This is a genomic window from Pseudomonas sp. P4_C1, assembly GCF_056402155.1.
On the sequence record NZ_JBFUHY010000046.1, the window covers coordinates 1 to 22,585 of the forward strand.

The window sequence follows — 22,585 nt, forward strand, 5'->3', positions numbered from 1 at the left end:
ATTCAAGTCTGAGCGACTTATGCCTCTGGATCAGTGAGCATCTGCATATGGATCTCACAATCGAGATGATGGCAGCCAGAGTTTCAACCAGTGTCAGAACGCTGATACGAATGTTTCAGCGGGAATTGCAGACCACGCCTGCAAAATACGTCGAAACCGTCCGGCTGGAAGCGGTCTGCCGTTCGCTTGCGCTTGGCGAAAAATCGATGCACGACATCTGTCGCCGGAACGGTTACCACGGCGTCGACGTGCTTAGGAAGGCATTTACGCGCCGCTTCGGTGTGAGCCCAATGGAATACTCCCAGCGCTTCGACAAAAGCACCGAGCCGACGCAGTCCGGTTGACGTCGACTTCCAGCACCTGCAAGCGATACCGCCAAACCTATGGGCCGCCGATAGTCCGCGACTAATCGTCAGAGACACCGTGCGTGATATCGCCGACTACCACAGACGCAAGCTCCCGCCTTAACGCGTCTACCTTTTCAGTACCGTTCATTTGCTCAAACTGTCGTTGAGCCTCTTCCCAGAGAGGTGCAGTCCTTTCGAACAAGCTCCGCCCCTCCTCCGTTAGCACTACCAGGCGACTTCTTCCGTCAGATGGAGAGGGGCTGATCGAAATCAATCCTCCCCGTTCCAGGAAACCCGCCATTTTCCCCATCGCCGTGCGCTCGATATCGAGCCGCTCAGCAAGGGTATTGATTGCAGCAGTCCCCATTTCGTGGAGAGCAGCCAAGGTAAGGTATTGGGTGATCCGCAGACCCGATGGCTCAAGCTGCGCATCATAAAAGCGAGTGATCTGCCGGCTCGCCCTCCTTATTGCGGAGCAATTGCACTGGTCGATCCCTGTTGGTTGGTTAACCGGCAGCATCTGTATATTTCCTCACTACTACTGATGACTATTTACGCCCCGGACGTACGAGTCACGCATAGACGTCACGGTATTTTTCGATGAACGCCTGCACTGACAGCGCAGGTGTGCCGGTGATCTTCTCAACCACGTCGTTCACACCCGCAAAGACACCCTCTCGGTAGTTCTGAGCAACTTCGACCAGGTGTTGTACCAAGGCCGCAGGAAACTTGTACTCGTGTTCCATTTTATGCTGGAACGCCTCGATTGATGTCGGAGCGTACTCGATTTCCGCGCCAAGCACTTCGCTCATGGCAGCAGCGATCTCGGTGTGATTCATCTCGATCGGACCATGAAGGCTGTAAATTTTACCTTCATGCCCTGCAGGGTTGGCCAAAATGTGGGCGATCACCCGACCTTGGTCGTCAGTAGCAATAGGAGCGTGGCGACCATTCTCGAAGGGGAACTCGATTTTCTTCTTGGCCCAGATTTCCTTTGCGAAGTGAGGGTACGCAAGCCAGTCCGCGAAGAAGGTAGGGCGAAGGTGCGTTGTCGGTACACCCGACCAGTCGAATACACGTTCGGAGATCCAATGGTCCTGTGCCAAATGGCTTTTGGAATCACGCCGCGCGGAGATCTGCGACATGTTCACGATCGCCTTTACCCCGGCCTCTTTCGCTGCTTGGGCAAAATAGGCCGCACCTTCGACGATTCCCGGTGCGAGTGGATAAAGGAAATAGGCCGAGCGAATGCCTTCCATCGCTGCACGAATGGCATCGATGTCGGTGAAATCGCCAATAGCAATTTCAACTCCGCGCTGGCGCAGAGCTGCTGCCCTTTCGTCGTCCGAACGCACGTACGCGCGGACGCTCTTGCCCAACTTAAGCAGTTCGTCGATTGCTGCAGCACCAGTCCGCCCGGTTGCACCGCTTACAAGAATTTCAGCTGCGCTCATGATCGTAGTCCTCTCAATTGGTTAGAGCCTATGCTCTTTAATTCACGATAGGAGCATATGCCCCTATGCGATTTAAGATAGGAGCATGTGCTCCTATTGTCAATTGACGGCAATGACCGTTCAGCGGTTCGACAATTCTGTACTCGCCATTTTCCGATCCGCGAGCACTGTGCAGCAGCGCTAACGTTGATCGGTGTTGATAGGAAGCCGCTCCCAACCAGTGTCGATATCGACCTTAATTATGTCGATATCGCCAATGGCTGTCTTGCAATTGCCACCGTACTCTGTGCCTGAAGCGGGCGGTTATAGCCCTTAGCTTCCCCCTGCGCTTAGGTGGCTGAGGCCCGGGCGACCGTTGTCGCAACTCTCACCTCCGACTCTTCCAGGGGTTTACGTGGGATCGCCCGCTCGATATGTAATGCGGACAGCTGTCGGTCGAAACCTCTGTCGATGCGAGATCGGAACGTAGACCGACTGAGGCTAGCGAACCACTTCACCTCGGCAAAGAAAGTAAAGAATCGCAAGTACCACTTATAGCACTCTGATGATTTGCGATAAGTGGTGGTTGCAACACTGTGACGGAAAAAACGTCTAGGAGTTAAGAATGAAGATTKTGTCTAGTTCGTCAAGCGCTCTCGATATTTCAGTCGGTTCCGTAGAATGGGGAGAGTCCACCAAAGGAGTCCTTCGTGAGAGCGAACAAGTACAACTTATCGACAACTTGAAATTTATCTTCAGCCAGGAAAAGCTTGATGCAGAGCGCCACCGACTTGGCCTTTTAAACCCGAAGTATATTTCTATAGATGACCTTGTACCGCCCGACACAAAGATGGTCAGAGAGTCTCTGGCCTATGTTCAAGATCTGTATAAGCCAACTTTAATGCGACACTGCTGGCGCACCTACTACTTTGGATCATTGATCGCGCTGCACGATGGAATCGACTTCGACCGCGAACTTGGCTTCACCTCCGCCATGCTTCACGACCTGGGCCTGACGCCCACAGCTAACCCGCAACCATGCGACTGTTGTTTCGCCGTCAATGGTGGCGTGCACGCACGAGACTTCTTGCTCGGAAAAGGGTTCTGTCGCGAGCACGCGGATATCGTCGCGCATGCAATTGCCGTTCATCTTAATTATCATGTTCCATCTGAGGAACATGGTGCAGAGGCGTTCTTAGTAACTCGCGGCGCTATCTGCGATGTCTTTGGAACAGGTGTTTCACGAATGTCACAACGATCAGTAAAAGAGGTGCTTTCCAAATACTCTCGAGACGAGCTCTACAGTGTATTCAGCGCGACTGCATTCGAACATTTGGTCGGCACACGCTTTGAAGTGTCTTTCAAGGCAGTAACAAATGGACTGGTGGAGACAGTTCCGCATGCACTTGATTTGGCTCCTTACGTGTAAAATAAAAAACAATTTCTGATTGGACACGGCTACGCGACCCCATTGTTTTTTTAACACGGCGCAACAGCCACCTAACTCAACTTCAATCGTAAACTATTGAAGCATCACAGCTTACAGAAAACTCGGACTGGCAACTACTTAACAAGTAGTTGCCAGCCCGACTCAGCCCCGCCATTAACTTTATGTCAAAGGAGTTACTATGCCTGCTTACGTTGTCATGTCCCGCGTCCGGACCACCAATGCGAACGAGCTAGATATTTACCAGAAAAAAGGTCCGCAGACTCTTGCTGGGCGCCCGGTGACACCGCTAGCGTTCTACGGAGATCTCGACATCCTTGACGGCCAGCAGATTGAAGCGGCTGCCATTCTTCAATTTCCCTCGATCAAGGAGGCCCATGAATGGTATGCAAGTGACGCGTATCAAGAAGCGCGCGAACATCGCTTGAGGGGCGGGGATTACCAAGTGTTTGTTATCGATGGCATTGAGCACGTTACGTGATCAGACGAACGCGAGCAATTTCCCTAGCGTAGTGAGCGGTACTTAAAGCTTAGAAACGGAAAAGGCGCTAATTCAACTCGCTGGCAAAATAAGCGGCGACCAGCGGGCTGTTGGCCGCCGCTCCTGAATCAAGCCTCTGCTTGGTCAGGAATGTCGCTCACCACCTCTGTCAGTTCGAGGGAATCGATATTGTAGAAGAACCCGTAGATTTTCACGTGCGCCGGTACCCCTGGGTTTGCGCGAACGACTCCGACGTCGTATTTCAGTGAAGTCTCGAAATCCGAAATGCAAATGCTGTCATGGTCAAACGCCGACGAAATATCGCTGCCGTGCTCATGTTTGAATGCGTCGATGATGCCATCAGTGGTGAAGGACGTAGCACCGCAGAAAGAATGGTGTACGACCACTACTCTTTCGATACCGAAGAGATGGACCATAGTAGCGATAGACTGCACGCCTGCAACAGCCCGACCACCGGCGACTGATACGGGGAACAAGGTGGTGGTATGCCCAACCCTGTTACCAGCCTCATCGAGAACGTTCTCGCCCGGGTAGACCTCACCGAAATGCTTGGCGACAACGGCCGGAATTTCCGACGCACGCGGATCGAAGCAATGGATGACGATAGTATTGAGGCTCACTGCCTTGGCGAAGAGCGGGCGGAACTCCGACTCGTTGTACCAGGGCTGTGCTTTGAACGAGAAATCATTGAAGTTGGGCATTTTCTGTCTCCAGTGCTTTTGAGAATTTTGTGACTGGGCTGAACCAGCCGGTCAAAAGTACACAGATCTGTCTACCACCTCAAGAAAAAAGTAGACAGATCTGTGTGCCAAGCACTACGATTGATGCTGGAGAATTTTTATGAAAAATATTGCTTCAGGTTTCAAAGACCTCCGTTTTGAGGAAACCGCGTCTCTCAAGCCACGCGATCGTATCTTAAAGACAGCGATCATCCTTTTTAATGAACGTGGCGTACACACAATCGGAATTGATCGCATCATTGCTGAGAGCGGTGTATCGAAGAGAACCTTCTATAACTACTTCCCCTCGAAGGCTGATCTTATCGCTGCCTATTTGGATTTTTGGCATTGGCTTCGATTTACGAACTTGAACAAATACGCCACGCGAGCTGGCGGCGACCCAAAAGCCGAGCTGTTGGCGATTTTTGATTTTCTCGAGTATTGGTTTTCAGAGCAGGACTTCAGAGGCTGCGCATTTGCTCGTGGTCTAAATGATTTCAATGATGACGCATCGAAAATTTTGCGTGCAAAAGTAGGCTTGCACTTCGATGAGTGGGAAAATTTCATTAAAACGCGCTTGTCCCAACTCGTGGAACCTGACAAGGCAGAAGTCGTTCTCCCACAGTTTCTAAGCCTTATTACCGGCACAACTGTTGTTGCACACGCCTCTGGCAACATAAAAATCGCGCAACTAAACAAGCAAATAGCTGAAGCATTATTGAGTGAGAGGGCAGTTTAACTTTCAAGGCGTGGACCGGTCCTCGGCGCCTACCAAAAAATAAAATTCTCTAATTAATCATAGTATAATTTTCACTTGGGAAATCCGCCAACAAACCCAAGTGGCAAGTAGCTTATATTGATCAGTTTAAGGGTTCGTCCAGGAACCATTCAAGACCGGAAGCTTACGGTAGCGAAACTAAACTTTTTCACTCAAAAGAAAACGTTAACCGAAGTCCGTTTTTGGTGGTTTACAGCACTTGGTGACAGGCAGCAAACGGCCGATTCTGTTGAAAAAGTCGGTTCGCCCAAACAGCCCGGTCATTGACTGGTTAAAACGCCTTTTTTGCACACTGCTACGTGAAATCTGAGTCGGGAAGCCTCTGCCGAAAGTAAAGATTTCAATCTCGGACGCGTACTTTTCTGCTGCGGAAACCATGGTCGACTTTTTCAACAGAATCGACCAAAAGCCGTCATTGGAGTATCCTATGGACTATGAGACAAAGGCCAAGGTCCTTCCGGTCATTCACGCATTCACGCATTCACGGAAAGTTGAACATCCTGGATTGTTCATTAGCGATGTACCCGCGAGAGGTCGACTGGCTCATGGCTCTCGAATTTCTGTGCCCACCCCTCCTCTCAAAATCATCGACTTTTTGAAATCACACTACTCATGTATTCATTTAAATMGCGAAAATCCTTAACCCTCCAAGAGTACGGCGGTAGCTTTACACCATTCTCTTGCAAAGTTCTTGGAATCAAGTCTCCATTTGGACGAAGTATTATCGATGACACAATAACGCCAGGATAATCATTTAGTCGTTTCTTGAAAACGGATGTTGTTAGATTAGGTGTAGGAGGATTGCTTTTATTAGCCAATGGTCCTGTTCCCTTGATATCTATTCCGTGGCACATGGCACATCGCTGTGAATAGAGATTTTTTCCATTGACATTATCCGCGAAGGATAGTGATGTTTGAATTAGCGATAAAATCCCTAGCGAAGCGATGAATAATAATTTTATTTTCATTTTTCATGTGGCCTTGTTGTATAAATCAGATCTGAATCGAGGGCAAACCCCGGAGGTGCCACTGCAACACTCAGTTTTCTCGATAACATTTGAACCGAGATTGTTCATTAGCAATGCCCAGCGCTCACTTCGCGGGAGTTGAACTTCAGATCAAACGGTGGTTCGCTTGGCATGCTCACCCTAAAAACCTGATGTCAACTCGTTAATTTTACTGAACAAACCCTAATGACGATCATTGGAAATCCGGCATTCTCCTTCGGGACGCCCTTGCTTGCAAGGATCGCCCAGAGCGGCTACTGCCAACCTGTCGACAAGCTCTGGTCATGACCTCGTTGATGTTGCCCACTGAGACCAGGCTGTTGGAAAAGGTCAAAGACAGCGCTGTGGCCAAACGATTGATCCCCACCATTCCCAACCCACCCACGGCTAGAGTGATCAGGGCACAAATGACGAACGAGGTCAAAAGCCTGGTCGAGAATTTTGACTGATTCAGAAGGTTCACGCGTAAAGCCCGATGGATTAGCGGTCATTAAATGACAACCCACCTACTACCGCGAAAGTATTCTCGGTAGTGGGTGCTGATTGACAGGCAGGACTGCATCACGTCCCGATGGAGTAGTTGATTAACGATGAAAGGGAAACTTTCAGGAAGGCTCGCAAAAATGGACTCTATTAAAAATTGAGTCCTGTCGATTAGTACCGATAGGTTGCCTGCACTGAAATTCCATTCGCACTATTGTCATATTTGGCACTGTATTCAGGCTGAAGACCGGAGTTGTTCGACTGTTTTACGGAAACTTTGGAATCCCAGAGATAACCATAAGCAAAGTCTATCGTCAGATCGGAGTTCGGCGAATAAGCACCACCCAAGGTCACGGCCTGGCGATTCCCAACCGGAACGCGCACGCTGCGATCGGCATTTCTGATGGGCGACGGATCATAGGCGTAGCCTGCGCGCAGCAGCCATTGTTGGTTCAATTGATAGGAGGCCCCAACTGCGGTGGCCCAAGTGTCACGCCAGTTCATTTCTTCGGTCACACTTCCCAGACCGGCCGCCTGGCCCAGGGGGGAAAGACCGCTGTTGACTGCCTCGACCTTCTGGATCCGGCTCCAACGTTTCCAGGTGGTCCCCAGGTATCCCGTCCAGCGACTGTTGAAATGATGGGTGATGGACGTGTCCACTGATTCGGGCATAGTGATGTCTATCTTGTTGTCATAGTTTCCGTCCAGCGGGATAACGCTTGGAGAGCCGGAAACCTCAGTATGCCCTTTGAGGTGATAAGCCACTTTTGAGTGATAGTTAATCCCCCAACTCGTCGCCTCACTCAAGTCAAACAAGATGCCGAGATTGTAGCCAAGTGCCGTGTCATCGCCTTTAATAGTGACCTCTGTGTCCTGGCCGTTGTTCAGGGCACCGGTGGCCAAGTCATTCTGAAGCTTTGCATCGAAACGGTTTATGGTCGGTCCGCCTCCAATGGACACGTAATCATTGATCCGATAGGCAATGGTGGGCTGCAGGGTTATTTCCTTGGTCGTGCTATAGGAACCATGGTAGCGGCCCTGAAAACCGCTCTCGTAATCATTGATCAGGCCACTCGGAGCATACAGGCCAAGACCAATCGAAAAACGTTCGTCAAGCGGCGTCGACATATAGACGAAGGGCACGACCCCCAATGGTACCGAGTTCCCTTTATTCGTTCCCGGGGCACTGCTCTGCGCATCACTGATGTCGTCGCTCACCGAGACGACCGCGGCTCCTCCGGAAATCTCGGTACGTTTCAATTTGGTTAAGCCCGCCGGGTTACCAAAGATGGTGCTGGCATCCAGCGCAGAAGACGACCTCCCCGCATAAGCAGTACCCGCACTACTTGCACTTTGCTCGTTCAAGGCAATGCCATTGGCGCCCGCGCTTGTTGAAACGCTGAGTATTGCCGCGGCACCTGTGAATTTGATCCAGGAAGACACTTCTCGCACAGCTGAGAGACACGGGATTACACGGTTGCTCAGGTTCATTTTCCACCTCGTATTGTTTTTATTGATTGGTGCGCAGGCAAAGCTTCGCCTTCCGGTGCACTTGGCAGTGCCGGTTGAAGTTCATCGTTTTTTTGAAAAAGGCCCTGGCTGATTAGTACCAGGGCCGTAGTGCCGAAATTACAAAGTCAGGATCAATCGAGCCACTCCACCTGAAAGCTATAGCGACCTAGAAGGAGGGCCAGGGACTCTTGATGTCTCCCGGCCCGGATGCACACGACCAATCCACGTTGTTCATGCGCAATCACCTCGACCGCAATGTCCTTCAGACACATGCGATCCACATCCTGCCGGACTACCCTGGCAACTTCGCGCTGCTGCAACGCGGGCTTGAAGATCTTGCCCACCGCCGTCAACGGCAGTGCTTCGAGGATTTCGATCCGCTTTGGAATGGCCGCCCGCTCACTGATGTGGTGTTGAGCAAACTGTTCAAGTTCTTCGACATCGCAAACGTGGCCTGGCCGCAGTTGCACGTAGGCAACCGGCACTTCACCCGAATAGACGTCCGGGCTGCCGATGGCCGCGGCTAACGCCACCGCTGGATGGGCTTGCAGAGCCTCCTCGATTTGCTTGGGATCGATATTGTGGCCGCCGCGGATAATCAGCTCCTTTTTGCGCCCGGTCAGCCAGAAGTAACCGTTTTCATCCTGGCGACCCAGATCGCCCGTGTTCAGCCAGCGCTGACCATTGATGTCGATCCACAGGCCCCGGTTATGGCTTTCTTCAACGTAACCCTCGAACAGGTTCGGACCCGTGATGGTGATCAGGCCAATTTCGTCGGTGTCGGCGTCGCGCAGATACTCTCCAGCGTCATCGAGCATGACTGCACGCATGCCCTGATAGGCAATCCGTATGCCGATGGAGCCGACGAAGCGCTCGCCATGGGGCGGATTAACCGAGGAGACGCACGCGCCTTCCGTGAGTCCGTAGCCTTCGAGGATCTTCACCCCGGTCCGGCCTTCGAACTCTCGGAAAAGTTCGACCGGCATCGGCGCGGCACCACACATGGCATAACGCAGGCTGGACAGGTCACGGCCTTCCAGCTCGTTTTGCAACAGTGCGGAATAGACGGTGGGTACGCCGGAGAAGAAGTTGATGCCGAAGTGCTCGACCATCTCCCAGAAGCGTGGGATCACCCCCTCACCGCGATAACCCTGCGGCGTGCCAAGGATGACATGATCACCTTGGGTCCAGGGCATCAAGCCTGTCACCAGCTGTGCATTTACATGGAACAGCGGCAACCCACAGAAAATGACCTGGCCACTCCCATGTGGTTGCATGTGCGTAGCCATGGCCCACGCGTTGAAGACCTCTGCCCCATGCGTCCGCATCGCGATCTTGGGCAGCCCAGTGGTGCCGCCGGTGCAGAAGTAAGAGGAACGCTCCTCAGGGCGCAATTGCCGGTCGCTTTTCAGGTGCGTGCCTGGCTGAGCATCCATCAACGTCCGTAACTCGTGAATCGTGGCCCCCCTGTGCAATTCACGCTCTTTCTCTGCCAGGGATTCAAGGGATTCACGCTGAGCTGCATCAACATAGGGTCCCATGCCAACCCAAACGACGTGCTTGATCTCGGGAAGTTGATCCAGCTGCGACGCCAACTTCGGCCACAGGTCACTGCCCGGCGTCGGTGCGAGCGTTACCACCACGCTGGCCTTGGCGGCCCGCAGCAAGGCAGCCATCTGTTTGGCTTCTTGCAGTGGGTTGATCGCCATGACGACACCGGCCGCTTCGCCCCCCCAGATGGTGAAGTGGGTTTCCGGCAGGTTGGGCAGGATGAAGGCCAGCACTTCACCCGGGGTAATGCCCAGATCGTGGAAAGCATTCGCCGCTCGAGTGATATCTTCGACGAGTTCGGCATAGCTCCAGTGATGGGTGTTCCTGAAGCAGGTAGCGTCGGCGAAGAAGCTCAGTGCAGGCGCGTTGGGGCTAAGCGCGGCTGTACGCGCCAGTGCTTCATAGGTGCTGGAAGCCAAGCCACGTTCCGACAACGGAACCTGCTCGATACTTTCAATGTCGTTCAGAGATCGCACCATCATCTTCAGGCTTCCTCTACGACTCGGTTGCGTTGCACACCCAGGTCAATCACGCCATCGGCACTGCGAATGCGCGCTTCGACGACGTCTCCTGCCTTGAGATACTGCGTCCGCCCCTCCTGCGCTTTGAGGAACAGCTTCCACTTGGTCGCTTCTGGCATCAGGGCCGCAATGCGCTGCTTGGCGGGCGAAGGGATGCTCAGCGCGCATCCCGCCGGAGTACCGGTGGCGATCAGGTCGCCGGGGGCAAGATCTTGCACGGCGGAGAGTTCGGTCAGGGTTTCAGCCGGGCCATACACCAGGTTGGCCGTACTGTCGCTTTGCCGCACTTCGCCATTGACCGTCAGGCGCAACTGCAATGCTTTCAGGTAATGCATGTCCTGGGTACCCAGCAGGCAGAGGTAGGGGCCGACCGGGCCAAACGTGCGAAAGCTCTTGCCCTTGTAGAACTGCATCTGGGGGATCTGAATGTCGCGTGCCGAGTAGTCATTGACAATGACCACACCGGCAACGAATTCATGCAGGTTGGCGTCGTTGACGGTCACTGCGCCGCTGATCACGCGCTTCATCACCAGCCCAAGTTCGATCYCATAGTCAAGGAAACGGAYGGTGCGCGGCTTGATCAGGACGCTGTCTGCGGCCACCAGGCAACTGGTCGCCTTGGTGAAGATCATGTTGTATTTCTTCGCATCCGGGTCCATGCCCGACTCGATCATGTGCTGTCGGTAGTTGGCCCCTTGGCAGACGAACTGTTGATTGCGGGTTACCGGCGACAGCAGATTCACTTGGTGCGCCTCCAACTGAGTACCCTTCAGTTGAGCGAGATCATCGATACTGTTCTGGTTGATGAAGTCACCCGTGGTCTCAAAAGTACCTGGGACAATCGTGATACGGTCTTGGCGTAGCACGCCCCAGTGGATACCGTTCTCAAACTCAAAGCGGACTACGTGTACAGCAGACATTGAAGGTACTCCTGGAGCAGCGTTTGTCCCGCGCTCGATGGCGCGAGAACTGTGGTGTTGTTCTGAGGGTGGGCTGGCGACGCTGTAGATCAACGAGCCGCCGGCGATCAAGGCACCGGCTTTGAGCACGTCTCGCCGGCCATATCGTGTAGCGTTGGCCGACATGGCAGCCGCTCTACCCGAACATCCGCATCAGCGTGATCAACTTGCCAATCGTCAAGTCAGGGCTGCGCCGCAGGTTGCGGATCAGGGCTCGTACATTGCTGAAGCTCATCTTGGGTTTGGTAAAACTCTTGGGCATGCGCTGCCCCCACTGCGCCATTGCCTCGGGACTCACGGGATGGATGCCCACAGGTTGTATGGCGGTAAAGATATCCCCGTCGCAGTAGTGCTCGTGCTTATCACCCCAAGGGTCTTGCCAGTAATCGAAGATCTGACTGCCCAGGATGTGCCGGCCGATTCCCCATGAGTGCTCCCAACCCCGCTCTCGCAGGACCCGTTGCCCCATGCCCACCGCGTCGGCATCGACAACTTCATAGGCGCTATGGCTATAGGTCGCCATGAACCCCTGGGCGATCGCGAGCGTATGGTGATCCGCAGGCCTGTCACCGAGATCAAGGCGCATGAAGGCGACGATGGGGGTGCCGTCAGGGAGTACTTGCACATCGCTGGGAATGAACCCGAAATGCCGGGTGTACCAGGCACAGGTCGCCTGATAGTCGGCCACTTCAATGACGATGTGACCCAGCTTGATTACTTCAGGCGGTGCAATCGGCGGGCGCTGCGTGGCGTTGATTCGCGATTGCTCTTGCGCCAGATTCCAGGGAAGTGGGGCTCTGTGTACCAGGGTTTTACCTGGCGTCTGGCCACAAACCGCTTCGACGGTAAACCCTGAAGGATCGGTCAGTCTGAGGTAATGCCCGCCGCCAGGATGTGTCGATGTCTCGATCGATGATGCACCTGGAATTTGCGTCAGCTTTTCCAGATCCTCGAGCGATTGGACTGCCAGCCCGAACCCGACAAAGCATGCATTTTCTGCACGGTGGACACGGTAACAATAGGGAGCCGGTTCAGTGCCGCGCAGATAGAGCGTTTCGGCGTTCTGATGACTGACGGCCAGGCCGAAGTCTGTCAGGAAATGCGCCGCCTCATTCAAGTCTGGCCTTTGAAAGATCAGGTGAGTCAGACCTTGGGCTTTAACCGTCGGTTGCGGATACCGGACAGGCTGTTGTGTTGCCAACTGGGGCATTTGATTTTTGTTATTCATTGTTCTTGTTTTCCAGTTTTTAGGGCAAAGCGATCCCTGAACCCCTGAAAACGCCAGGGGTTTTTCGTTGTTTCGGTTACCGCGCTTAGTCGATAGGAGGAAGTGCCGGCAACTCTACGGTCGCCAGCGCTCTAGCCTCCTCCAAAGGCACACCCAAGGCACGCAGCACGAGTTCAGCCGTATCAGATCCCGATTCGCGCCACGTTCTGTGCCCTTCCAGCACCAGAAAAATCGAGCCCAGGACGCTGCTCGAAATCAGCGTCAGCACTGAGAGCAATTGCTCCTGCGCAAACGTATAGCGTCCAGTGGAAAGCCCGCTCAGAAGATCCGTAGTCGCCTGGCTGCTGAACATTTCGCGTAACGAAGAATTGCTCATGGCGAACTTATGGATGAACGCGCCCCACTGTGAGTCTTCGTGCGCTCGACGAATGAACAATCGAATGCCATTGGCAAGGCGCTGAGCCGGATCAGAGAGGGAATTGAAGCTCTTGTTGACGCGCTCATGCATCTCCCTGGCCAGATGACCTGCGACTGCCTCGAACAGGCTTTCCATGCTGTCGATGTTGCTATAGACCGTTCCGCGCGCCACGCCTGCCTCTTGGGCGAGGTCGAGAATGTTCACTTGTGAGGTGCCTCTTTCAGCGAACAGGCGGAAGGCGGCTTGATGAATGCGGCGCTGTGTTGGATTCAGGGATTCCACGGTTCTCTCTCCAGGATTACCTTATGGACCGATTGAACACTCGTGTTCATTTTACGTCAACCCTATTTTTAAGCGTGTAGGTTTTTCTGCCTGAAAATCGGCCTGAAGCCAGGTCAATTAAAGCCCTGCGCCATTGACACAACTGAACACACGTGTTCAATTGTGTTTCAGGCTTGCCTTCTCGGCACATCAAGCCCTGCGCGGGCTGGCCGTATTTTCATCAGTTGAAGGACAGAACATGACCGGCTCAAAGCTCTTCAAACCACTTCGCTTGCCTAACGGCACGGTGATTCCGAACCGGATCGCCAAGGCCGCCATGGAGGAGAACCTTGCCAATGAGGATCACGCTCCTGGGGAAGCGCTGGTCAAGCTCTATCGGCGTTGGGCCCAGGGTGGTGCCGGCCTGATCATCACTGGCAACGTCATGGTTGACCGCCACGCCTTGACCGGCCCCGCTGGCGTGGTGCTTGAAGACGATCGCAACCTGGGCGAATTCAGGTTATGGGCCGATGCTTGCCGCAGCCGTGGAGCCCAGGCCTGGATGCAAATCAATCATCCCGGACGGCAGCTCTTGGCTTCAATGGGGCAATCGGCACGGGGCCCCTCTGCAGTGGCTGTCGACATTCCCGGACTATCAAAAGCTTTTGTGCCGCCCAGGGCTTTGGAGGAGCAGGAGATCGAAGAGCTGATCGAGCGCTATACCCAGGCGGCGGTGCTGGCCGAGCGTGCCGGATTCACCGGCGTGGAGATTCATGCAGCGCATGGCTACCTGTTCAGCCAATTCCTTTCGCCCTTGACCAACCGGCGTAGCGACCGCTGGGGTGGCAGCCTGGAAAATCGTGCGCAAATTCTCCTGCGAACCATCGACGCAATACGTCAGCGGGTGGCACCGATTTTTTGCGTCGCTGTGAAGCTCAATTCCGCGGACTTTCAGCGCGGTGGCTTCGATGCCGAGGATGCCGCTCGCGTGGTGGAAATGCTCAACGCCAAGGCGGTCGACCTGGTCGAGTTGTCCGGCGGCAGCTACGAAAGCCCGGCAATGCAGGGGCAAACCCGCGACGGCAGCCGCTTGGCTCGAGAAGCGTACTTTCTCGAGTGCGCGGAAAAAATAGGAAAAATAGCGCGCATGCCGCTGATGGTCACCGGCGGCGTGCGTAGAAAGGAGGTGGCGGAGCGAGTGGTGAGCGGATCGGTGTCGATGGTGGGGCTGGCCACTGCGTTGGCAATCGAACCGGCCCTGCCAAGCCAGTGGATGGAAGGTAAGGACACCGAAGTGGAGCCCATCGTCGTCCGCTGGAAGAATAAGGCGCTGGCATCGCTTGCAGTGGCGTCGGTGATCAAGAAGCAGCTCGGTTTGTTGAGCCAAGGCAAACGGACAAAACCCGGGACGTCGCCACTCATGGCATTGATCGGCAATCAGCTGAAGTCTCGTCGCCAGGCGAAGAGCTATCGGCAATGGATTGGCCGGGTTTAGCCTAATGCCAGTCAGTTAAGGCGCAAAACCTGTGGGAGCGAGCTTGCTCGCGATAGCGGACTGTCAGGCAACGCAGGTGTCGACTATGCGATCGTCATCGTCGGAACGCCGCCCGGAGCAAGCTCGCTCCCACAGGAGTTGCGGTGTTCAAAGCGTTAACTGACTGGCATTAGGGTTTAGCCGGTCAATGATGACATCAGGACTAGGGTAGCGGCTTACCGGCGATTCTCTTGGCTCTGGCAGGTGTTACACCCAGAGCCTTGAGAATCATCTCGGCAACCCGCTGATCGTGCTCCGCCACCGCACGCCCTTCGACAACCGAGCGCATGGCGCCGGTTGTGCAGGATACGACCATGTCCAGGGCGATCCCCTCGTCCTCATAAGCGAAAGTACCCGCGCGCAGCCCCTCACGCAGGTCGCCCAGCACATGTGCAGCCAAACGCGAGCGCATGGTCTGATCGGAATGGATGATACGCAGTAGTGCGTTAGCCCATTGATGGTCGTAGGCGGCCCGGCATACGAACATGCGCACACCAATCGAAAGCCGCTGTGCACCGCAGTGCACGTCCGAACTCAGGGCGGAAATGGCATCGGAGAACTCACTCGCCATGGCGATGCCAACCGCCTCGAGTACTTCGTCGCGCGTTCGAAAATAGTTGTAGATGGTGCCGTTGGATACCGCGGCCTCCGAGGCGACATCGAGCAGTGCAATCTCCCCCACCTCCTTACGTGCGACAAGACGCAAGGCCGCGTCCACCAGGCCGCGACGGGTACGTTCACGCTTCTTGTGGCCTCGAGTGAGAGGCTCTTGCTCAGTTGCTTCTGAAGGGAAAGTGGGGGAAGGCATCTTCAGGCTCTTAATCGAGGGGGCTCGTTGATGGTAATGGAAATGCTGTCAGGAGTGGCGTCTTCGCTGACCAGCAGGCCCCTGCAGTCCCGAAGAAGACTGCCTGCCTGCGCGCCAGGGGCGTGGTGCATGACGATACGGTCGGGACGAACCGCGACGAGCGTTCCTTTGGCAGCCAGCGGCAGGATGTCATGGTTCATATCTTCGATGAAGTCACAACTGCCGCCGGAGCGTTGTCCGCGTGTTCTGATCTCCAGGAAGTGGCCTCCCATTTTTTCCCAGGAAACGATCTGATCGGTGGTTAGCAGTGACAACGGGTCAACACCGAATCCAACCAGGGTCAGGTTGTCTCCAAGAGCATCGTCGCTCAGTTTGATCTGCTTTTGCATGTCGCGAACCCAGGCTTGGGGAAACAGACTGCCACGAACCAGCTTGTCGCCACGATGATGCTGCACGAACAGCCCCTGTTTGAAGATGTTCTTTGGCTTGATGTCCAGTTGCTCGAAGTACTTTCTGGTAGCGGGAGTCAACGCCAGCGTGCGCATCAGGCCGTGGATAAAGAAAGCTGCGACCTTGTTTCTCGGCATCACCAGGCGGCCCATGAGTTTCGCCAGATTGATCATCGCCTGGGCATGAGGGCGGCGCTCTACGTCATAGGTATCGAGTATTGCAGGCGTGGCATGGCCGCGAAGGACCCAGGCCAGTTTCCAGGCAAGGTTGGCGCCATCTCGAAGGCCCGCTACGAGGCCTTGCCCGACAAAAGGGGGGGTGATGTGCGCGGCATCCCCGGCGAGGAAGATACGTCCCTTGCTGAATCTGTTGCAGCAGCGCGCGTGGAATCGATACACCGCCTTGCGCTCGATTTCCAGTTCCTGCGGGTTGATCCATGGCGCGATGAGCCGGGCGATGCTTTCCGGGCTCTCCAGCTCCTCCCGGGATTCACCTGGTTGCAGCATGAACTCCCAACGCTCCCTTCCGCCGGGTGCGGGCATGTGCGGTGTTGGACGCCTTGGATCACAGATAAACTCGATGTGATCAATGGCTGACTTATGCCGGTTCCTGGCATCGACAATCAGCCAATCCTCTGCATAGGTTTGCCCTTCGAACTCCTGGCCAATCAGTGCCCTGACCCTGGAGCTTGCGCCATCCGCACCGATCACATACTGGGCGCAAACGCAATGCGAGTGTCCATTTTGATCCCGTACGGTGGCAACCACGCAATCCGACTCCTCGACCAGATTCGCAAGCTCGAAACCGCCCAGACTGGTCACTGACTTCAGCCGGGAAACCTGGCCGCGCATCGCTCGTTCGAGGTCGGGCTGATAGAAAGTCACAAGCTTGGGATGGCCGTCGATACAGCCCTCAGTATTGGCTCGACCGAATTGCCCGAGGACCGGGGAGTGCATCTTCACTTCAGGGATAGCGATCTTCTCGAAGGCGTCTTCCGACAACCCGGCGAGTTGCAGGATGCGCAGGGCCTCGTTGTCCAGAGCAATGGCACGGGGCATCAGTACGATTTCATGGAGTTTGTCCAGCACCAGGGTCGTAACCCCATAGCGGCCGAGCAGCGCCGCGATCGTCGCGCCTACCGGACCGTAACCGACGACCAGCACATCGACGGCGGAGGGAGTCAATTCGGGTACTTTCTTGTTGTTGTTCATCTCGAGCCCTTGTTGTGATTGAAGTCGTGAGGCGTACAGGCCTCATCGCCAGGCAGAGTCAAGGTATGCAAAATTGAGAGATATTTCAATATTGATGTTTTTGTCATTAATTTTTTGGGATCATTACCGTACCGTGACGAGGACATGTGAGCTATGCGCAGGGCCAGTTTCCGACCGGTGAGGCTTGGCTTCTGAGTCGATCAGCGTTGTTATTGGAGTGACCACGTGCCATGCCTCACGAGGGCACACCCATGTTTTAGTCTTCAGGAAACCAACGTGGCACGTCCGCAGCCCCAACCGAACCCAGTCCAGCTCCGCTTCATCGAGTTCGAACTCGACGAAGCCAACGCCTGCTTGTCACGCAACGGAGAAGCTGTGGCGTTGGCGCCAACTCCCTTCACACTGCTGTGCGTCCTTGCACGCCAGCCGGGATCGTTGGTGACCAAGGATGCCTTGCTTGATGCCGTGTGGGGGCATCGGTTCGTCAGCGATTCGGTGCTGAAGACGGCCATCAGCGATCTGCGCAAGGTGCTGGGCGACGACCCCAGGCAGCCCCGCTATATCGAGACTGTGTCGAGGCGCGGCTATCGCTTCATCGCCGCGCCCTCCCCTGCACCTTCGATGCCGCCTGCATCCGCGACGGTGCCGGCGGCCGGCGCGCATCCGTCACCGCCATTCATCGGTCGCGCCGACGAAATCTCAAGACTGCAACGGGCATGGGAGCGGGCGGATGGCGGTCAGCGAGCCGTGGTCTGGCTCGCTGGAGAACCGGGGATTGGCAAGACCACGTTAATCGAAAATTTCCTTGCCAGCCTTGGCGGCATCACCTGCGCACGCGGCCATTGCGTGGAGCACTACGGCACCGGCGAACCGTACCTGCCGGTGCTGGAGGCGTTGGCCGATCTGTGCCGCAGTGACCCCACCCTGCCGGCGTTGTTGCGCGACGTGGCGCCAACCTGGCTGCTGCAACTGCCGTGGCTCAGCACCACGGCGGAGCGAGACGCGTTGCGGCGCGAGCTTGCCGGCGTCGGTCCGGACCGCATGCTCCGGGAAATGGGCGAACTGCTGGACCGCTACACGGAGCAGCGACCGCTGTTGCTGGTGACCGAAGACCTGCACTGGAGCGATCGGGCGACGGTCCAGCTCATCAATTATGTGGCGCGGCGACGTAGCAACACGCGGCTGATGTGGCTATCGAGCTTCCGCCTCGCCGAGGTGGTTGCGCTCGATCATCCACTCAGCTCGTTGCGCCACGAACTGCGCCTGCAACGTCTGTGCGAGGAATTGGTGCTCGATCCGTTCTCGGAAACCGAGGTCGCTGACTATGTTGCGCAGAGTTCGGCCTCGCTGGCGCGCGATGAAACCTTCGTGCGTGCCCTGCATGAGCGCACTGACGGTGTGCCGTTGTTCGTATCGTCAGTCATCAGTGAAGTGATGGACCCAACGGACGACGATGCCACCATCGAGGCTCGGCTCGCAGATCTGGCAGTTCCCGAAAACCTCGCAGCCATCATTGATCACTACATTGCCAAGCTTGGGCCGGAGCAGCGTGCGGTGCTCTCGGTCGCAGCGGTGTGCGGGGCCGAATTCCGAATCGAGACGGTTTCACTGGCCCTCGAGCGCGACCTCGCTTCGGTGGCCCACACCTGTGAGGAGCTGATACGCGAGCAGGTATGGCTCATACGGTCGCGGACCACCGAAGTTGAGGAGACGGCAGAGCAGCCCTACTCGTTCCGGCATGCTCTCTTCCGCCAGGTTCTGTACGACCGCACGCCGCGCTCATTGCGCACCCACCTCCATCACCAGGTTGGCACAGCCCTCGAACGCGAGCGCACGGTCGGCGTACCGGTTGCTGCCTCGGAGCTGGCGATGCACTTTGACCGGGCTCGGCAGCCGATGATTGCGCTGCGTTACTACGCCGATGCCGCGGAGGCTGCGCTGCTGCACTTCAGCCCGGACTTGTGCTACGGCCTCACTGAGCGCGCCTTGGTCCTACTCATGCAGGCACCAGAAGGGATGGAGCGCGATGCGCTCGAAATTACCTTGGCCACGCTGCAGGGCGTATCGGCTTTCCACACGTTCGGTGTCGGCAGCGAAGCCAAAAATGCGTTCGAACGCGCGTACATGCTGCTAGCAGATGTACCCGTGCATCCAATGCGTGGTCGCCTGCTGCATGGATTCGGCTATCTGCTCGGTCTGCGCGGCGATTATGCGTTGGCGCTGGAGGTGGCGGAACGTGCCGAAGCCCTCTCCTGCGACACAAACGATCCAGCTCTCATGCTGGCGGCGTGCATCGTGCATGCCGAGGTGCATCACCTCCAGGGGCGCACGCAGACGACCCGCCGTTGGCTAGAGCTCGCCCTCGCGATCGCTGAGCCGCTGGACATCGGGGCAAACAATATCTTTGCGGCTGATCCCCAGGTCATGCTGCACGGCATGCTGGCTATAGAACTCTTGCGCTCTGGTCTGGTTGAGCAAGCCCGAGCCCACATGCAGCAGGCACGGGTACGCGCGCAGGCGTTGCGCCAGCCCATGACCTGGCTGGTCGCCGCCTGGCAGGAGGTGTTGATCGAGGTGCGGATGGGAAACCACGTGCGTGTGGCAGCGCTGGCTGACGACATGCAGACGCTGGTGGATGAGCACTCGCTCGCACTCGGGCGCACGGCTTGCCGCTGGTGGCGCGGCTGGGCCGACGCCCGCAACGGTGCACCCCGCGACGGCTACCGTCGCATCCGTGAGGCCTATGAAGAACACACCGGGCTTGGAATGCGCTCCGGTGCCAGCGAGGTGCTCGGCTACGCCACCGAGGCGCTGCTGCTCGCAGGTGATTGCACCGCCGCGCAAGTCGAGCTGAAGGAAGCATTTCGGGTGGGCGAGGAACTGGGCGAGCGCGTATACCTGCCACAGCTATTGCTGCTGGAGGCAGCGATCTCGCGAGCACAGGGTCAGCCCGACGCCGGCATCGCTGCGGTGAGGCGCGCGGTTGAAGAAGCTCGCGCCCAGGAAGCACCGTGGCTGGAGCTGCAAGCGCTGGTCGAACTGTGCGAGCACCCTGACGCTACGGCCGAGGACCAACAGGCATTGGCCACGCTGGTTGACCAGTCACCCGAAACTGACGGAACCGAGCTGGCGAAACGTGCGCGCTCGCTGATTCAGGGCGCAAAGTCGGCTTGATGAGTTAAGGCCGCAAACTTGTGGGAGCGAGCCTGCTCGCGATGACGGCATGCCAGCCACCGATGAAGTGACTGCCAGGCCGCTATCGCGAGCAAGCTCGCTCCCACAGTGATTTGGTTAGTTCGCAGATGTTGCGTACAGCCGTTGAACCTGTGGGAGCGAGCTTGCTCGCGAAGGCGGTGTGTCAGCCGACATCGATGCTGAATGTGCCGGCCTCTTCGCGGGCAAGCTCGCTCCCACAGGGCTGCGGTGTTCAAGTCCTTGCCTTTTATCGACATCAATTTCTGAGGGAGCGGCGCTGTCCCGACCGAAGTCTGACCTTTCGCTTACGACTCGCTTCAGGGGGCCGCCTACTCTGTCGTCGAACTTTCTTGCCCCCCTGGACTGTGATGATCCTTAACTCTGAAACCAAGTACCCGAGCCGCCGCTCATACGTAATCAAGCTGCGTAGCGATGCCGCTTCGGGGGCCCTGGTGGGCCGCCTCGAGAACCTGGTCACCGGACGTCAGCGCGAGTTTTCGTCCGCCGAAGAGTTGCTGGAGTCGATCGACTCGGACCTCAGGTCGGCGGCCGGCGAGCATGCGGCAGATGCCGACGGCGAGTGACGTCTCCCACCTGAATGTGCGCTCGATATGGCGACCGAACGGCGACGCTTCGCTGACGACTTCGTGCACACCGGGCCTTACGCTGATGCCATCTCGAATCCACACGAGTCCAATGCGATGCCGCGACTTCCAGTTTCCTTTCCACTGCCCCTCCTCACCGCCCGGACAACCTTGAAACGGGCCGAGCGCCCGGCCGGGCTCGCCGTTGCGGCAGCCCTTGCCACTTCGATCGCCCTCGCCCTTTCCGGTTGCTCCACACCGGTCGTCAAGCCCTCGGTCGACCTGCCGAGCAACTTCGCTGCGAGCACGGCCTCCGAAATGGAACCCGAGGCGGCGTGGTGGGAGGTCTACCACGACCCGTTGCTGACGGATCTGGTGCACCGGGCTGCGCGTGAGAACCGCGACGTCAAGATTGCCGCCGAGCGCCTGCGTGCCGCGCGTGCCGGAGAAACGGTCAGCCAGTCCTGGCTGCTCCCGAGTGTCGGCGCATCCGTCTCCGGCAGTGACCGCCGCAGCGGTTACAACTCGGCCACGAAACAGGGCTATCCGGATACCAGGACCACCAGTGTGGGTCTGGACGTCTCGTGGGAACTCGACCTGAGCGGCCGTCTGCGCGCCGGCGCGGCGGCGGCTGACGCCGATGCGCTGGCCGCGCAACACAGCATGCGTGGCGTGCGCCTGCTGGTGATGAGCGACGTGGTCAGCAACTACTTCACCCTGGTCGGTGCGCAGCGCCAGGTCGCGACGCTTCGCGCAATCTCGGCGATGCAGGACGAGACGCTGCGTCTGGTCACCGCACGCCAACAGGTGGGGCTGGCATCCGCTTTCGACGTCGAACGCGCGCAGACCGACGCCTTGTCGGCGCGGGCGCAGATTCCGCCGCTGGAAACCCAAGTAGCGGTGGCACGTCACCGTATTGCAGTGCTGATCGCAGATCAGTCTTTCAACACCACAAACATCCAGCCTTCAAGCGGTGATTTGATCGACGTGCCCGAGGCCAAGCCCGGCCAGCCCGCCGAGTTGCTGCAACGCCGACCTGACGTACTGGCGCTGATGGCACAACTCGACGCCGCCAATGCTCGTCGCCAGCAAGCGAAAGCTGAGTGGTTCCCGCAGCTCTTTCTCGGCGCTTCCTTCGGCCGCCAGGGTCTCAACCTGAACGGTGCCGATCTCGGCGCTGCGCGCTTCACCAACGTCGCGGGCCTGCTGGCGATGCCGCTCTTCAACGCCGGGCGCACGCAAGCGATCAACGAAGCGGCCGAAAGCGCTCAACAAGAGGCGCTGCTGCGCGCCGAAGACGGCATCGTACGGGCGCTCGAGGATGTGGAAAACGCCCTCGTCACGCTTGCGCAGGAACGCCGCCGGTCCGGGTCGCTGCAATTGGCCGCCGCATCTTCCGAGGCTGCGCAGAACCGCGCCCAGTCGCTCTATAACCGCGGGCAGATCGACCTGTTGCCACTGCTGGATTCGCAGCGGGCGCGCCTGGCGGCACGCTTGAACTCCAACGAAAGCAACACCCGACTGCTGCTCGACAGCGTGCAGCTCTACAAGGCACTGGGCGGGGGCTGGCAGGTGTTCGAACAACCCTCCAACCCAACCGCATCCGCCAAAGCCGACCGGCCACCACTTTCCTGAGA

General features: G+C 56.9%; 19 protein-coding genes and 1 pseudogene. 8 read left to right on the plus strand and 12 right to left on the minus strand.

What is annotated here, in order from left to right; all coding sequences use genetic code 11:
• Positions 1-344, plus strand: a 344-nt coding sequence (locus tag AC1DU9_RS20575) for a helix-turn-helix domain-containing protein (protein ID WP_477810714.1), incomplete at its 5' end; no start/stop codon positions are given.
• Positions 345-405: 61 nt separating this feature from the next.
• Here the strand turns inward: AC1DU9_RS20575 and AC1DU9_RS20580 are convergent.
• Both AC1DU9_RS20580 and AC1DU9_RS20585 read right to left on the minus strand, forming a co-directional pair.
• A complete protein-coding gene (locus tag AC1DU9_RS20580; RefSeq protein WP_223458900.1) occupies positions 406-867 on the minus strand; it encodes a MarR family winged helix-turn-helix transcriptional regulator in 462 nt (153 codons plus the stop codon).
• Between the two features lie 52 nt (positions 868-919).
• Complete coding sequence (locus tag AC1DU9_RS20585; protein ID WP_477810715.1) at positions 920-1,801, minus strand: NmrA family NAD(P)-binding protein; 882 nt, start codon at positions 1,799-1,801, stop codon at positions 920-922.
• A 604-nt stretch (positions 1,802-2,405) separates the two neighbouring features.
• Between AC1DU9_RS20585 and AC1DU9_RS20590 the strand changes: the two genes are divergently transcribed.
• Together AC1DU9_RS20590 and AC1DU9_RS20595 are read left to right on the plus strand one after the other, a co-directional pair.
• A complete protein-coding gene (locus AC1DU9_RS20590) occupies positions 2,406-3,209 on the plus strand; it encodes an HD domain-containing protein (RefSeq protein ID WP_477810716.1) in 804 nt (267 codons plus the stop codon).
• Positions 3,210-3,408: 199 nt separating this feature from the next.
• Positions 3,409-3,708, plus strand: coding sequence for a DUF1330 domain-containing protein (locus tag AC1DU9_RS20595; protein WP_223458894.1), 300 nt, complete (start codon positions 3,409-3,411; stop codon positions 3,706-3,708).
• Positions 3,709-3,836: 128 nt separating this feature from the next.
• Here the strand turns inward: AC1DU9_RS20595 and AC1DU9_RS20600 are convergent, their stop codons facing one another.
• On the minus strand, positions 3,837-4,430 hold the full coding sequence (locus AC1DU9_RS20600; protein WP_223458892.1) for a carbonic anhydrase: 594 nt from the start codon (positions 4,428-4,430) through the stop codon (positions 3,837-3,839).
• A gap of 139 nt (positions 4,431-4,569) precedes the next feature.
• Here AC1DU9_RS20600 and AC1DU9_RS20605 point away from each other — a divergent pair, with 139 nt between their 5' ends.
• Complete coding sequence (locus tag AC1DU9_RS20605) at positions 4,570-5,187, plus strand: TetR/AcrR family transcriptional regulator (protein ID WP_223458890.1); 618 nt, start codon at positions 4,570-4,572, stop codon at positions 5,185-5,187.
• Positions 5,188-5,810: 623 nt separating this feature from the next.
• Here the strand turns inward: AC1DU9_RS20605 and AC1DU9_RS20610 are convergent.
• From AC1DU9_RS20610 to AC1DU9_RS20640, 7 genes and pseudogenes are all read right to left on the minus strand, one after another.
• A complete protein-coding gene (locus AC1DU9_RS20610) occupies positions 5,811-6,194 on the minus strand; it encodes a c-type cytochrome (RefSeq protein WP_477810717.1) in 384 nt (127 codons plus the stop codon).
• A 319-nt stretch (positions 6,195-6,513) separates the two neighbouring features.
• A pseudogene (locus tag AC1DU9_RS20615) lies at positions 6,514-6,696 on the minus strand (MCP four helix bundle domain-containing protein); the annotation flags it as partial.
• Positions 6,697-6,887: 191 nt separating this feature from the next.
• Positions 6,888-8,207, minus strand: coding sequence for an outer membrane protein transport protein (locus AC1DU9_RS20620; protein WP_223458885.1), 1,320 nt, complete (start codon positions 8,205-8,207; stop codon positions 6,888-6,890).
• A 152-nt stretch (positions 8,208-8,359) separates the two neighbouring features.
• Positions 8,360-10,261, minus strand: coding sequence for an acyl-CoA synthetase (locus AC1DU9_RS20625; protein ID WP_223458883.1), 1,902 nt, complete (start codon positions 10,259-10,261; stop codon positions 8,360-8,362).
• A gap of 2 nt (positions 10,262-10,263) precedes the next feature.
• Complete coding sequence (locus tag AC1DU9_RS20630; RefSeq protein WP_477810718.1) at positions 10,264-11,220, minus strand: fumarylacetoacetate hydrolase family protein; 957 nt, start codon at positions 11,218-11,220, stop codon at positions 10,264-10,266.
• Positions 11,221-11,395: 175 nt separating this feature from the next.
• Positions 11,396-12,487, minus strand: a complete 1,092-nt coding sequence (locus AC1DU9_RS20635; RefSeq protein WP_223458879.1) for a VOC family protein — start codon at positions 12,485-12,487, stop codon at positions 11,396-11,398.
• 85 nt (positions 12,488-12,572) lie between these two features.
• On the minus strand, positions 12,573-13,187 hold the full coding sequence (locus AC1DU9_RS20640) for a TetR/AcrR family transcriptional regulator (RefSeq protein WP_223458878.1): 615 nt from the start codon (positions 13,185-13,187) through the stop codon (positions 12,573-12,575).
• 238 nt (positions 13,188-13,425) lie between these two features.
• Between AC1DU9_RS20640 and AC1DU9_RS20645 the strand changes: the two genes are divergently transcribed.
• Positions 13,426-14,661, plus strand: coding sequence for an NADH:flavin oxidoreductase/NADH oxidase family protein (locus AC1DU9_RS20645; protein ID WP_457266164.1), 1,236 nt, complete (start codon positions 13,426-13,428; stop codon positions 14,659-14,661).
• 202 nt (positions 14,662-14,863) lie between these two features.
• Here AC1DU9_RS20645 and AC1DU9_RS20650 read toward each other — a convergent pair whose 3' ends face one another.
• Both AC1DU9_RS20650 and mhpA read right to left on the minus strand, forming a co-directional pair.
• Positions 14,864-15,508 (minus strand): TetR/AcrR family transcriptional regulator, encoded by a 645-nt coding sequence (locus AC1DU9_RS20650; RefSeq protein ID WP_223458873.1) that lies wholly within the window; start codon positions 15,506-15,508, stop codon positions 14,864-14,866.
• A 2-nt stretch (positions 15,509-15,510) separates the two neighbouring features.
• Positions 15,511-17,169 (minus strand): bifunctional 3-(3-hydroxy-phenyl)propionate/3-hydroxycinnamic acid hydroxylase MhpA, encoded by a 1,659-nt coding sequence (mhpA, locus tag AC1DU9_RS20655; RefSeq protein ID WP_457266157.1) that lies wholly within the window; start codon positions 17,167-17,169, stop codon positions 15,511-15,513.
• Positions 17,170-17,445: 276 nt separating this feature from the next.
• On the opposite strand from mhpA, the gene AC1DU9_RS20660 reads away from it, so the two are divergent.
• From AC1DU9_RS20660 to AC1DU9_RS20670, 3 genes are all read left to right on the plus strand, one after another.
• Entirely contained in the window at positions 17,446-20,343 is a 2,898-nt protein-coding gene (locus AC1DU9_RS20660) for an ATP-binding protein (RefSeq protein ID WP_457266158.1), read from the plus strand.
• Between the two features lie 389 nt (positions 20,344-20,732).
• Positions 20,733-20,948 carry a hypothetical protein gene (locus AC1DU9_RS20665; protein ID WP_223458866.1) on the plus strand — a complete coding sequence of 72 codons (216 nt, stop codon included), beginning with the start codon at positions 20,733-20,735 and terminating at the stop codon, positions 20,946-20,948.
• A gap of 117 nt (positions 20,949-21,065) precedes the next feature.
• Complete coding sequence (locus tag AC1DU9_RS20670; protein ID WP_223458999.1) at positions 21,066-22,583, plus strand: efflux transporter outer membrane subunit; 1,518 nt, start codon at positions 21,066-21,068, stop codon at positions 22,581-22,583.
• Positions 22,584-22,585 lie beyond the last annotated feature (2 nt).